Annotated in this window: 10 protein-coding genes; 1 reads left to right on the forward strand and 9 read right to left on the reverse strand. The window is 54.1% G+C overall.

Features of this window, described 5'->3' with window-relative positions:
- Positions 1 to 80 precede the first annotated feature (80 nt).
- Both fdhA and ACAW87_RS21235 read right to left on the reverse strand, forming a co-directional pair.
- A complete protein-coding gene (gene fdhA, locus ACAW87_RS21230) occupies positions 81 to 1274 on the reverse strand; it encodes a formaldehyde dehydrogenase, glutathione-independent (RefSeq protein WP_370725655.1) in 1194 nt (397 codons plus the stop codon).
- A gap of 96 nt (positions 1275 to 1370) precedes the next feature.
- Complete coding sequence (locus tag ACAW87_RS21235) at positions 1371 to 1772, reverse strand: GlcG/HbpS family heme-binding protein (protein WP_370725656.1); 402 nt, start codon at positions 1770 to 1772, stop codon at positions 1371 to 1373.
- Positions 1773 to 2031: 259 nt separating this feature from the next.
- Here ACAW87_RS21235 and ACAW87_RS21240 point away from each other — a divergent pair, with 259 nt between their 5' ends.
- Positions 2032 to 3267, forward strand: a complete 1236-nt coding sequence (locus ACAW87_RS21240) for an NADH-quinone oxidoreductase subunit D (RefSeq protein ID WP_370725657.1) — start codon at positions 2032 to 2034, stop codon at positions 3265 to 3267.
- Positions 3268 to 3344: 77 nt separating this feature from the next.
- Here the strand turns inward: ACAW87_RS21240 and ACAW87_RS21245 are convergent, their stop codons facing one another.
- From ACAW87_RS21245 to ACAW87_RS21275, 7 genes are all read right to left on the reverse strand, one after another.
- The gene (locus ACAW87_RS21245) at positions 3345 to 4187 is read right to left on the reverse strand and encodes a sugar phosphate isomerase/epimerase family protein (RefSeq protein ID WP_370725658.1); all 843 of its coding nucleotides are present in this window, start codon (positions 4185 to 4187) and stop codon (positions 3345 to 3347) included.
- A gap of 94 nt (positions 4188 to 4281) precedes the next feature.
- Complete coding sequence (locus ACAW87_RS21250) at positions 4282 to 5211, reverse strand: sugar phosphate isomerase/epimerase family protein (RefSeq protein ID WP_370725659.1); 930 nt, start codon at positions 5209 to 5211, stop codon at positions 4282 to 4284.
- A 220-nt stretch (positions 5212 to 5431) separates the two neighbouring features.
- Positions 5432 to 7138: an FAD-dependent oxidoreductase gene (locus tag ACAW87_RS21255; RefSeq protein ID WP_370725660.1), complete on the reverse strand. Its 1707-nt coding sequence runs from the start codon at positions 7136 to 7138 to the stop codon at positions 5432 to 5434.
- A gap of 98 nt (positions 7139 to 7236) precedes the next feature.
- Positions 7237 to 9132, reverse strand: coding sequence for a sensor histidine kinase (locus ACAW87_RS21260; RefSeq protein WP_370725661.1), 1896 nt, complete (start codon positions 9130 to 9132; stop codon positions 7237 to 7239).
- Between the two features lie 167 nt (positions 9133 to 9299).
- Positions 9300 to 11417 carry an outer membrane protein assembly factor BamB family protein gene (locus ACAW87_RS21265; protein WP_370725662.1) on the reverse strand — a complete coding sequence of 706 codons (2118 nt, stop codon included), beginning with the start codon at positions 11415 to 11417 and terminating at the stop codon, positions 9300 to 9302.
- A 48-nt stretch (positions 11418 to 11465) separates the two neighbouring features.
- On the reverse strand, positions 11466 to 12245 hold the full coding sequence (locus tag ACAW87_RS21270) for a hypothetical protein (protein WP_370725663.1): 780 nt from the start codon (positions 12243 to 12245) through the stop codon (positions 11466 to 11468).
- Between the two features lie 23 nt (positions 12246 to 12268).
- Positions 12269 to 13942, reverse strand: coding sequence for an FAD-dependent oxidoreductase (locus ACAW87_RS21275; protein WP_370725664.1), 1674 nt, complete (start codon positions 13940 to 13942; stop codon positions 12269 to 12271).
- Positions 13943 to 13964: the final 22 nt, after the last annotated feature.

The following is a 13964-nucleotide window of genomic DNA, read 5'->3' on the forward strand; positions in this document are numbered from 1 at the left end:
CCGCTAGCGCGCAGGTATTGCTTGCGCGCTAGCGGGCTCCCTTCAGGGCGGGGGGCTACGCCGATATAACATCAAAAAAATCAGGCAGGAATTAGCCCGTGAGGGTCCAGGACAAACTTCTTAGCGACGCCGCTGTCAAATTCGGCGTAGCCTTCCGGTGCTTGATCCAACGTAATTACCTCGACGTTCACCGCTTTGGCGATCTGCACTTTATCGTACAGAATCGACATCATCAGCTGGCGGTTGTACTTGATCACCGGCGTTTGACCCGTGAAGAACGAATGGCTTTTGGCCCAGCCTAATCCGAACCGGATCGAGAGGTTGCCCGTCTTGGCGGTGGCCTCTTCGGCGCCCGGATCTTCCGTTACGTACAGACCGGGAATACCAATGGCACCACCCGCACGGGCAATCTCCATCAGCGAGTTCAATACGGCGGCGGGCACTTCTTTTTGTACCTGTCCACCGTGGCCACGCGCTTCAAAACCAACGCAGTCAACGGCACAGTCTACCTCGGGAACACCCAGAATCTGGGCAATCTGATCAGCCAGCGACGCGTCTTCGTTCAAATCAACGGTTTCGCAACCGATCGACCGGGCGTGGGCTAGTCGCGCTTTGTTCATATCGCCCACGATGACTACCGCCGCGCCCAGCAACTGCGCCGAGGCTGCCGCCGCCATCCCTACTGGACCAGCACCGGCAATATAGACAGTGGTTCCGGGGCCGACGCCCGCTTTAACGGCACCGTGAAAACCCGTCGGGAAAATATCGCTGAGCATGGTCAGGTCGCGAATTTTAGAAAGCGCCTGCTCTCTGTCCGGGAATTTTAGGAGGTTGAAATCAGCGTAAGGCACCATCACGTACTCGGCCTGACCGCCAATCCAACCGCCCATATCGACGTACCCGTAGGCACCACCAGCGCGTGAATCATTGACATTTAGACAGATACCCGTTTGTTGCTCTTTACAGGTGCGGCAGCGTCCACAGGCTACGTTAAAGGGCACCGATACGATATCGCCAATGTCGAGAAATTCAACGTCGGCCCCTTTTTCGATCACCTCGCCTGTTATTTCATGCCCCAAAACGAGGCCCGGCTCAGCTGTTGTACGGCCACGAACCATGTGCTGATCGCTGCCGCAGATATTGGTTGAAATCACTTTAAGAACCACCCCATGGCCAATTTTCTTGCCTTTAGGGTTTGCCAGTTCGGGGAAGTCGATGTTTTGCACTTCTACTTTGCCCGGCCCGGTATACACGACACCACGGTTACTCGCCATACTGATCTGTAGTTTTGTACTGTGAAACCGATTATTTATTGGTGTGGTTAGGCAAGGCTACCTGCCAAATCGCCTGTTCGGATTGACCAACAAGCGTTACTGAAGCGCATCGACGCCAGCCTGAGCTACCGTGTGGTCATTTTCGACCGTGCTACCCGACACGCCAATACCGCCAATTACTTCGCCGCTGGCATCCTTGATGGGGATACCGCCGGGAAAGGTGATCAAGCCGCTATTTGAGTGTTCGATGTTAAACAGCGAGCCGCCAGGCTGTGATGCCTGACCCAGATCACCCGTATTCATGTCGAAGAAACGGGCCGTTTTTGCCTTTTTAATCGAAATATCGACCGAGCCCAGCCACGCACCGTCCTGACGAGCGAAGGCAACCAGATTGGCACCTGCGTCTACGACGGCAATGTTCATTTTCAGGCCCAATTCGGTTGATTTGGCTTTGGCAGCAGCGATCAACCCCTCTGCCTGTTCTAACGTGATTCCCATATGATGAATAAAGTTATCTTAAACACAACTAACTCTATAGATCATACTATGTTTTGAGTAACCTAGTGAGGGGTGAGGGGTGAGAGGCGAAGGGTGAGGGGTGAGGGGTGAAGACTTGGCGCTGGCGCGAGCATGTGCTCGTGCCAGCCAAGCTTCACCCCTCACCCCTCACCCTTCACCCCTCACCCCTCACCCCTCACCCTTCACCTAAAAGTCCGCGAACATATTTCCCCCGAATGGCTGTTACTTTTGCACAGCCATGATAACAGAACAACCGCTCGAGTCCCGCATTCAGTACGAGTACAGCCCCGGCCACTTTCGGGCGTCGGAGCCGAACGTTTACGAGTCGGAGCAACTCGGCGAGGGCGAGATGATTCTGAACATGGGGCCACAACACCCCAGTACCCACGGCGTACTGCGGCTCGAGATTGTTACCAGCGGTGAAATTGTGCAGGATGTGGTGCCGCACCTCGGCTATCTGCACCGCTGCTTCGAGGCCCATACGCAGAACGTACCGTTCAATCAGGGCATTCCGTTCGTTGACCGGCTCGATTACCTGGCCGCCATGAACGGCGAGCACATCTGGGCGATGGCCGTTGAACGGATGCTGGGCATTGAAAACGACATTCCGAAACGGACCGAGTATATCCGGGTGCTGGTGGCCGAACTGAACCGCATTGCTTCGCATTTTGTGGCGATAGGTACGTATGGCCTCGATATTGGTGCGTTTACGCCGTTTCTGTGGGTCATGCGCGACCGTGAGCACATTCAGCGTATGCTGGAATGGGTATCTGGAGCTCGAATGCTCTACAACTACATCTGGATTGGTGGCCTGTTCTACGACCTGCCCGTAGGCTTCGAGGAACGCTGCCGCGAGTTTGTCACGTACCTGAAACCCAAGCTGGTTGAATTACAGGAAGTCCTGATCGACAACGAAATTTTCCGGAAACGCACCGGGAACGTAGGCGTGTTGCCCCTCGCCGTAGCGATTGATTACGGATGCACCGGCCCGGTACTTCGTGGCTCGGGCCTACGTTACGACCTGCGCCGCGTCGATGCGTATTCGGTGTACCCGGAGCTGGATTTCGACATTCCCATCGGCACCGGTCAGGCTGGCGCGGTGGGCGATTGCTGGGATCGGAATTACGTGCGCGTTCAGGAATGCTGGGAATCGGTCAAGATCATTGAGCAATGCCTCGACCGGCTCACCACCGACCATAAACGCACACCCGATTATAACCCACAGGCGATGGTGCCGAAGAAAATTCGGCCGAAAGCAGGTGATTATTATTTCCGGGGCGAAAGCGCAAAAGGTGAATTAGGCTTCTTCTTCCGCACCGACGGCCGGTCCGACATTCCGGTTCGGTCACACTGCCGGTCGTGCTCGTTTCATAACCTGTCGGTCATTGCCGAGATCAGCCGGGGCGGTATGCTGGCCGACCTGGTGGCCGTCATCGGCTCCCTCGACCTGGTCATGGGTGAAGTAGACCGGTAGAGTTAAGAATTAAGAATTAAGATTTAAGAGCTGTCTCCGCTAACAGCAAAACACGTCTGTTAGCGGAGTTCGACCTGTTACTTCAGATCCTTCAAATAGGCAATGGTTTGTGGCACCTGCGTGGCGTAGCTGGGACTTTCGTCTTCGATGTAATAATGCTTGATCGACGATTTTTTGGCCGCTTTCAGAATAGCAGGCAAATCCAGTTGGCCCGTTCCGAGCGCCACATCATTCGTCACCGGCGTGCCTCCCGACAGATTACCGGCAACCCCTTTGCGAAGGTCTTTCAGGTGCATTAGCTTGAAGCGTTTCGGGTATTTATTGATCAGCGCCGCCGGATCAGCACCGGGAAAAAACGTCCAGAGAATATCGATTTCAAAGCTCACGTAGTTAGGATCGGTGTTCTGAATGATGTAGTCCATCAGGGTGCCATCTTCGTGCTTTTCAAACTCAAAACCGTGGTTATGATAGCAGAAAGTAAGGCCAAACTGATCTTTTAGTTGTTTGCCGAAGCTGTTGAAGTCGGCCACTGTCTTTTTGGCCAGGTCGAGGGTAAACGGGCCATTGTGTGGCACCCAGGCAACGCGTACATAGCTGGCTCCCAGTGCTTTGGCGTTGTTACCAACCTCTGTCATCTTGTTTTGCAAGTCGGGATAACCCACGCCAAACGACGAGCATTTCATGCCGCGTTCGTCGAGAAGTTTGCGCAGATCAGCGGCAGTTTTACCGAATAGGTTCGAGAACTCCATATCGGTGATGCCCAGCCCTTTGATGGTGTCGAGGGTGGCCGCCACGTTTTTAGAAAAGCTATTCCGGTAGGTGTATGACACCATGCCGGGTTTTTGCGGAAATAGTTTTTTCTGGGCCTGAACCGAGCTTATGCTCAACAGAAAGACGATAAAGAGAACGGAGTTTTTCACGAATGAAGTCTGGTTGGGGGAAAATAATAAAACAAGGAGTCTGTAAAAGCCTACGTAAGCCAGTCGCCTACTTAGTCAATACAGCAGATTAGCGTCAGAAATAAGCGTTCATCGCCCTGGTGTAGTGAGGAATAGCCTGTTCGGGCTCGGCAATGTCGGGGTGCCAAAGTTTCTCCCATTCGAAGCTGTAATAGCCTTTGTAACCGCCCTTCGTCAAGGCGTTGATGGCCTCGCGTAGTGGCGCTTCTCCTTCACCCAGCAATACATATTGGTGCTTCCCGGCTACAATGCGAAGGTCTTTAACGTGTACGTGCCGGATAAATGGGTTCAGCTTTTGGTACACCAATGCCGGCGATTCCTGCGCATCGATCCACATATTGACAATGTCCCAGATCAAGCCCACGTTCGGATGTTTTGCTGCCAGCATAATGGGGATCAATAAATCGCTGCGGGTGAGTTCACCATGCGATTCGAGCAACACCGTCACTGAACTCTCTTTCGCATACGTACCCAACTCCAGCAAGCCTTCGCCGATTAGGCGCAACGTGTCGTCGCGGTTCTGATCGGGCGGTAACGAGTCGGGAAATACCCGAACGAACGGACAATCGAGTTGATGGGCCAGATCGATAAACCGGCGGGCATCGTCCAGGTTTTTGCGGCGTTTCGTGGCGTCAGCATGGTGGAGTTGCGCCGACGAGCCGAGGTTACAGATACGGATGTTCCGGTCGGCAAACCGGGTACGTGTATCCCGAATATGCGCCGCCGTGTCGAACGCCGGACTTTTCGGCAAATCCAGTTCGCCCATCAGCCCTCGGAATTCCACGGCCCGATACCCCGATTTGGCCGCAACGTCCAGAATAGTCGCCAAGTCCCACTTTGGGCAACCAAGCGTAGAGAAAGCAAGCTGCGGCTTTTTAGCCGTAAAGGGCAATGACATACCCAGCGTGGATTCGCCCAGCGCGACGGTTGACAGTCCGCCAAGAAGAGTGGCTTTAAGTGCTTCGCGTCGTGTTAGTTGGCTCATAGATCACCCCGTTTTAACTGTTATAGGCTGGCTGGCGCGAGGATTTCCTCGTGCCTTTTATGTCGCAAGCCGGGACGCCGGACCGATCCGCTTGCAGCGCGAATGCGCAATATGGTAGTGCAAAAATGAGTATGAGTAGCCAGCTACAATTGCGCCTTCGCGCTGTGCAAGCAAATGCTTGCGAATTATAGGCACGAGGAAATCCTCGCGCCAGTTCCCTCTACAAATCACCCCGTTTTAACTGCTTCACGGCATAGTCGGCGGCGCGGGCGGTGAGCGCCATATAGGTCAGCGACGGGTTTTGAGTTGACGTCGAGGTCATGCACGCACCGTCGGTCACGAACACGTTTTTGCAGGCGTGTAGCTGATTCCACTTGTTGAGCAGCGATGTTTTCGGGTCGCGGCCCATTCTGACGCCGCCCATCTCGTGATTTTCACTGCCAGGCAATCGGCCAGTATCGTGCGTTTTAATGTTGGTGAAGCCCGCCCGGTCATACATTTCCGATAGCTGCTCCCAGAAGTCGCGGAGCATTTTTTCGTCGTTATCATCGTAGGCCACCGACACCCGCAGGAGCGGAACATCCCAACGATCTTTCAGAGTTGGGTCCAAGTGAACGGTACTTATTTCCTTTGGAATAGTCTCGCCCATCATGCCCGACGATACGTGCCAGAGTCCAGGGGTGTAGCTGGTGAGTCGTTCTTTCAGATCCGCCCCAAAACCATCGCGGTTCACTTGCGAAGGCCTCGACGCGTAGAAGGTGGACGCATAGCCGCGCAGAAACTGGGACGCCGGACCGCTCGTTTCCTGTTTGTGCACATTCCGAAAGCGTGGAATGTAGCAGCCATTTGGTCGCCGCCCCCAGGTTGTTGAGTCGGCAAAGCCGTCGTAATCGGCCGTGACCCGCCCCCGGTAGCTGTGAAAGGCCATGAATTTGCCTAACAAACCACTATCGTTGCCTAAACCAGCAGGAAAACGGCCAGACGTTGAGTTAAGCAGAATTTTGTTGGTATTCAGAGCCGAGGCGTTCAGAAACAGAATGTTGGCAAAATATTCGGTCATCTGGCCGGTATGCGCGTCGACCACCCGAACGCCGGTTGCTTTACCTTTTTTCTCGTCATAAATCACCGAATGTACCACCGAATCGGGACGGAGGGTGAGTTTACCGGTTTTCATCGCCCACGGAATGGTCGACGAATTACTGCTAAAATAACCGCCGAAAGGGCAACCACGCTCGCAAAGGGTACGGTGCTGACACTGGGCCCGGCCCTGTTTGGTATGAATTGAATTTGGCTTTGTCAGGTGAGCCACCCGACCAATCACAACCGGACGATCAGGAAATTTCTGACTCATCTGCTTCGTGAAATAGGTTTCCACACAGCTCATCTGATGGGGCGGCAAAAATTCGCCATCAGGCAGAGTTGCCAGCCCGTCGCGGTTACCTGAGATACCGGCAAATTTTTCAACATAGCTGTACCACGGGGCCAGGTCGGCGTAGCGAATGGGCCAGTCTACGGCGAACCCATCGCGGGCGGGGCCGCTGAAATCGAAATCGCTCCAGCGCTGGGTTTGCCGTCCCCAAAGCAACGACCGACCACCCACCTGATTGCCCTGAATCCAGTCGTAGGGTTTCTCCTGAATGTAGGGGTTCTCACTGTCTTTGGCGTAGAAATGCGCGCTACCCTCGTAGAAAGCGTAGTTCCGGCTGGCCACCGAATACGCCTGTTTCGTTTCCAGACTAACCGGCCCCCGATGGGCAAAATCCCAGGGGTTCATCATGGCGGTTGGATAATCGGTGACGTGCTCTACGTTGCGTCCCCGTTCCAGTAGCAATGTTCGCAGCCCCCTGCCGGTTAGTTCTTTGGCAGCCCAACCGCCACTTATGCCCGACCCAACCACAATAACGTCGAACTGATTAAGATTTGCCATCCTTTTCGTTGAGGTTTCGGCGACGTACCTGGGTACGTTACCTGCCTACTCGCGGTGTTTAGGCAGGTAAGACATTTCCACAGACATTCTAACCGCTACTAGCCCACGATGGGTAATTTGATCGTAAACTCGCTGAACTGCCCTTCTTCGCTGTTTATCAGGAGCATCCCCCCGTGGCCCTTCGTGATGATATCGTAGCTGATCGACAGGCCCAGTCCGGTGCCTTGTCCGGCAGGTTTGGTGGTAAAAAACGGCTGAAAAATCTTTGCCTTTACCGTTTCCGGCATACCTGTGCCATTATCTCGGATGGACACGCAAACCTGATTGGCCTCCTCATAAGTCGATACAACAACAGTTGGCTGGTAGTCTGCTTCGCCCCGTTGCTGTCGTTTCTGTACCGCATAAAAGGCGTTATTGATAATGTTCAAAATCACCCGCCCCACTTCCTGCTGACTCACCATCACCCGGCTCAGCGTTGGATGCAGTTCAGTGATCAGTTGGGCCATAACCGATTTATCTTTTGCCTGAAGGCTGTGAAACGCCAGTTTGGCATATTCATCAACCAGCGCGTTCAAATCGGTGGGCTCTTTCTGGCCGCCGGTGGTACGGGCGTGTTCCAGCATACCCTTGATGATTGACGAGGCCCGGTTACCGTGTTCGATAATTTTCCCCAAATTTTGGTTCAGATCGCTCAGCAGGTCGTTTTCCAGTTCGTCGTCACGCTCGGCCAACTGCCGGTTCTCGATCAGCTCCGTAACCAGTTCCGCGCTGACTTCCGAAAAGTTATTGACGAAGTTCAGCGGGTTCTGAATCTCATGCGCAATACCGGCGGTCAGTTCCCCGAGCGACGCCATCTTTTCGGCCTGAATCAGTTGCGTCTGTGTGGTTTTCAGTTGGGCCAGGGTTTCCTGTAACGCCTCTTTTTGCTCGCTAAGCTGCTGATTGGCCAGTTGTTTGGCGCGGTTATTCCGAATCAGGACAAACGCAACGCCAGCCAGCAGGGCAATGCAGCCAATCAACAGCAACACGTACTGCCGCTGCCGGTTCGACTCCTGTTCGCGAAGCTGCCGGTCTTTTGTCAGTAGTTGTATTTGTGATTCCTTCTTGAGCAGGTTCTGCTTATACCTCAGCGAGGCCAATCGTCGGCTGGTGGCCTCGGCTGTCAGGCTGTCTTTATAGGCGGTGTACTGCAAAAAGTAGCGGTAAGCCTGGGCGTAATCGCCTTCTTTGGCAAAGGCCGTACTCAAGGCCTGGTTCGAATCGCGCAACTTTTTGCGGGCGGTCAACTGCTGAACGACCTGTGGGCTACTTTTATCGAATAATATCAGGGTGTCGAGCAACCGATCCACAAAATCAGGCCGCACACGAATGCGGCGTAGTTGGGTGGGGTCAATCTCTGGTAAAAGCGGCGGTGCAGGCTCTGCCGGCCGTTCGGGCTGCGATCGCCGGTCGTAAACGCGCTTGTCGGAAAACGGATTCGACTCGAACACGAATGGGGCATTTCCCCTACTTCTCCCGCCAACCACAACACTGGCTCCCATTGACCGGCCCAACGTTTCCAGAATAGGCGAAAATGCGGTGGCTTGCGATGGTGAACTGCGCATGACACCAGCCTGAATTCTAGCGACCTGCCCTATAACCCATCCTGCTTCTCTCAAATCGCGGAGTTGTGCAGCCAGTCGATTGGCTTCCTGTAAGCGAGCCGCTGCTTTTTGCGGTTGTTCCTGCAACTCCCGACTGGCCAGTTGACACAGCGCAATGATTTGCTTCGGCACCGAAGGTTGCTGCCGCGAAATAGTAAGTACCGAATCGGATAAAGACAATAAATTAACCGTTCCAGACAAGGTTGTTTTCAGACGAAATATTTCTTTTTGAGCCGTTTCCGAACGGCGTACGCCCATACTGTCGGTGGTTGCTACCTGAGCCCGACTGGCGAGTGCGGCTGTTAGCAAAAGCAGCATAACACCGAGTTTGGGGCTAAAAAACTGTTTCATAGTTACGTAAATGACTATACGTAGTGAAGAGAAATTAGTTTAACATAGAGGTCAGCCCCCTCTGTGTTAAACCAATTCTACTTTGTTACTTGTCGTGTTGAATATACCGCATTTAAGCAGTTGATGATTCGTTTACGAAGGATAGTTCATCCGATAAAACGCTGCCATCAGTCAGGCAGGGCGTAGGCAACGTACCTGTCGCTCGATTTTGACTTCAGCTTTCCACCACCGCAGGCAATGACGATAAACTGTTTGCCGCCCACCGAGTAAGTTGACGGTGATGCATACCCCGCCGTGGGTAAGGTTGTTTGCCAGATTGTTTTGCCCGTTTTTTTATCGATAGCCCTCAACTGCCCGTCTTTGCTGGCCGCAATGAAGAGCAGGCCACTACCCGTTACCAGCGGCCCGCCATAGTTGTCGGTGCCGGTTGCCGGTATGCCTTTGGCGATTAATTCGGGGTATTCACCCAGCGGTACCTGCCACCGGTGTTCGCCCGTATTCAGGTCGATGGCCGTTAGCGTACCCCAGGGTGGCGCACTAACCGGATAGCCGTTGCTATCGTACCAGCGATTGTAGCCCGTATGCTGATAGGGTACGTCTCCTGTTCGGGCCTGAGCCACCTGTGCCGCACTGCCTGTATTCTGGAGAAAATCGACAATGGCTTTGCGTTCGCCTTCGGGCAAGTGCGAAAACGACGGCATCATGCCCCGGCCTTTGAGCAGCACCTGATGAATGGCTTCGGCAGTTAACCGCTTGTCGATCCCGAGTAACGACGGATACGAACCGTCGTGATTACCGCACCGGTCGGCTCCATGGCAGGCGGCGCAGTTTGCCGTGTATAATTGACCGCTGGTTACCAGCGCATTGGCAACGGGCTGTTCTTTCAGAATCAGCGTTGAAAAACACGGGTTTTGTTTGGCCGGAATGTAAATCGTTCCTTCCGGATCGGTTGCGGCACCGCCCCATTGTGCGCCGCCATCTGTTCCGGGGAAGAAAACGGTTGTTTCAGCCGTGAGTGGTATGTAAGGACTACCAGTACGGGCTTTGCGCAACATAGCCACAATGGCGGGCCGGTTGGATGCCCACGAATTAATGTCTTTTTCGGTAAATGTTTGTTGGGTAAACGGCGCCGGTTTCACCGGAATGGGCTGCGTTCTGCTCGTTTTTTCACCCGCCACGCCATCCCCGGGAAATGCTTTTTCCACAATCGGGAACAGCGGTTTGCCCGTTACCCGGTCGAAAATGAACACATGGCCCTGCTTGGTCAGTTGGGCTACAGCGTCGATGCGTTTCCCGGCCTGAACTACCGTCAATAAGTTGGGCGGCGACGGTGGGTCACGGTCCCAGATATCGTGGTGAACAAACTGAAAATGCCAGAGCCGTTTACCGGTTGTAGCTTCCAGCGCAATCAGGCAATTGGCAAACAGATTGTCGCCCAGTCGGTTACCGCCATAAAAGTCATAGGCCGCCGAGCCTGTAGGTACGTATACGATGCCCCGCTGCCGGTCAATGGCCATCCCTGCCCAGGCATTGGCCCCACCCAGGCGTTGACGCGGGTTGGCCGGTGACCAGCTCGAATACCCGTATTCGCCCGGTTGCGGGATGGTATGAAATGTCCAGATAAGCCGACCCGTCCGCGTGTCGTAGGCCCGCACGTCGCCCAGCAACGCAGTTTCGCCTTCGGCCAGGCGCGCCCCAACAATCAACATATTTTTATAGATGGTGTTGGGCGTGTTGGCCCGCACATAATTGTCGGCACCCGGCCGGTCTATGCCGTCTTTCAGGTTGATTCGCCCGGCGTTTCCGAAGGAACGCATAACCTCGCCTGTTTTTGCGTTCAGGGCGTAAAGGCCGCCGCCCGCACCGAAGAAAATGCGCTCGTCGGTTCCTTCAGCCCAGTAGGTAACGCCCCGGCTGGTGGTGCCGTCGGTATCAGGCAAGTTGGTTTTCCAGATCTGTTTTCCCGTCGCAGCATCTACCGCAAACGCCTGCGTGTTGGCCGACACCCCGTAGAGCACGCCACCAATGATAATCGGATTGCACTGCATTTGGGTGCTGTTCCGAACCGTATCGGCACCGCCCGATGCATAACTCCAGGCCACTTTCAGTTGCTGAACATTGTCGGGCGTGATTTGCTTCAGCGCCGAATAATGACTTCGCTGACCATCACCGTTATACTCCGTCCAGTTGGTGTCGGGTTCAACAGAATTGACTCTTAAGCTTAGTAAGCCAAACAAGGCGATAACGCCTACTAATAAACGATGGCTAGTCTTCGTCGTTCGCATTCGCGTTGAGCTGTTTCCGGGGGAATACCTGAGCCTTTTCCGGTCGGTTTAGAATCTGTATTGTACATTGGCGGGCAGCGGTTCTACAGCCACTTTCATCCACTTACCTTCGATCTTGATCACCACAATTTTGTTATCCTTGTCGTAAAAAATAGTGCCATCGGGGCTGTCTTTCAGCTCTTTGTAATTAACGTACCTGGCGTCTTTCTCGTAGTTGCGTTCATCGTCGCCGTCTGGTTTTGCCGTTTCCAGATCGTCGTTTCCAATAGCACCCAGGGTCAGGGCGTTGGTTAGCCGGAGCGACCCATAGAAGATGGCCTTGTCGCGCCCAAACAGAAACGAGTGCTGGCGTACATCCGACCCGATCTTAAACCAATTGTAGGCTTGTTCGCTATGGTTGTAGGTGGTTCCATAGTAATACAGTTCGGCCACGGGCTTATCGAGCTCAATGTGTTTGTTCACGAGCATCGTAATGCGTGATTTATCGTCGCTGGCATAGCCCTCAAACACATGATACCCCCATCTTTTTCGATTTTTCTCGGCCGCATCACTGCCGTTTCCCCGAACCTGAACCATGTAAGGTGTGCTCAGAATCCCATTTATCGTGCTATACATGGGTGTCAGGGCGGGGTCGAATCCGAAGTGATAGCCGCGTTCTTTCCAACGGTGCCAGGAAGCGTCAATGTCAGACGATAACTCGATGCGCCGGGTCGATGCACCGGGGCTGCCGGGCAGGGTCGTAAAATAGGGATTTGTGGTGGTGGGTTGCTGCTGCGCAAAAGCGCAGGAAGCAAACAGCCAGACGTAGCAGACGAGAAAACGGTTCATAGGAAGCAAATTAGGTGACTCGTCTACAACGTTAAGCGTTGCTTATCGGCCAGTAAAGCCTGACTCAATACCTGATAAGGCAACCGTTGCGGCGACACTTTTTTGTTGATGGCCAGCACCGCCGCCGTGGCCGCCGACTGACCCAGAATCATGAAAACGGGTTCCATCCGAATAGAGCCGTAGGCGATGTGCGAGCTCGACATACAGACTGGCACCAGCAGGTTCGTGCATTCCGACTCTTTGGGCAAAATAGACCCGTAGGCGATAGAATACGGCTTGTCGGGGTGTACGCCAATATCGCCCTCGTTCTGCACAAAGCCATCGGCCTTCACAAACCGCTGGGCGTTGTGCGCATCCAGCGAATACGATCCCATGCCAATTGGGTCAGGTACGTTCGTTTTACCGAGGGCGTCGGCCTCTTTCATCACAAACACGCCTTTCATGCGCCGCGCTTCGCGAATGTAGAGCTGATGCGGCCAGTTGCCATTATCGGCAAATTCGTCTTTAGCCAGTCCCCATTGCTGCATTTTTTCGCGTACATCGGCGGGTACGCGGGCATCGTTTTGCAAGAAATACAGTAGCCCTTTTTGATACAGTTCGTGATCGCGGATGATTTGCTGTCGCCGTTCGTAGGTGGCTTCGGGGTAGTCGTAGTTTTTGCCGATATAGTCGGTGCTGAACGGGCCGTGGTTGTTGGTATCCGTCTTGCGGTTCGGAATGGGGTCGAACTTGTTGAACGTCTCGCGCCAGCCCGATGCAAACACCCGCGCCAGTAGTTCATAGCGCGCCGGGTCGTAGCCATCGGGTTTAGCAAATGGCACTCGATTGTCGGGGTGATTGCTAAGGCACATCCGAAAGCAGTACGCCTGAATTTTGGCATCGCCCGAACCGTTCACACCGGGTTTCTCTTTCGCTACTTCGGGTAGCAGACCACTGGTTGGGTCGCCAGGTACGTTGTAGGGGCTAATGTTAGTTTTGAAGTAATGACCGTGTTGGAAAACACCGACCTGAACACCGTTGTGCGTTTCGCCATACACGCTGTTGGCTTCCCGTCCAACGTGGTAGCTGACGCCCGCGGCCGCCATCAGGTCTCCTTCATAAGTAGCGTCGATGAACATGCGCCCGGCGTAAACCTGTCCGCTCAGCGTGCGAAACGACTGAATGGCGCCCGCCTTTTTCTGAATCCCTTTAACCGAGCGATCAAGCCATTGATCGCGATAAACGGTCAATTTGTGTTCACGGACTAAATCGTCGAATACCTGTTCGGCGGCGTGCGGTTCAAAAATCCACATCGTCCGGCTACTGCCGTCAATGGCGGGTGTTCCCTGGCCTTTGTTGCCGTATTCGCTCTGTTTTTGCCATGTCCACGACTCATCCTTTTGGTAATGAGCGTACAGCCGCTGATAAAACTCACGCGACAGACCACCAATCACTTCTTTGTTACCCGTATCAGTAAAGCCCAGCCCACCCGACGATAGTCCGCCCAGGTGCTTATCGGGCGAGACAATGATGACGGATTTTCCCATCTTTTTCACCTGCACCGCCGCCATGACCGCCGCCGACGTGCCGCCGTAGATAATCACATCGGCCCGACGAAGGGCCGCCACCTCAGAGCGTGTCGCTGGCGCTGTCGATGTGTAGCCGCTGAGCAAAATAAGGCAACCGATGAGGTAACTCAGGAAGATCTGCTTTTTCATGGGTTTAACCAGAATCAGAATG

It is taken from the genome of Fibrella aquatica (assembly GCF_041321135.1).
Lineage (GTDB): Bacteria > Bacteroidota > Bacteroidia > Cytophagales > Spirosomataceae > Fibrella > Fibrella aquatica.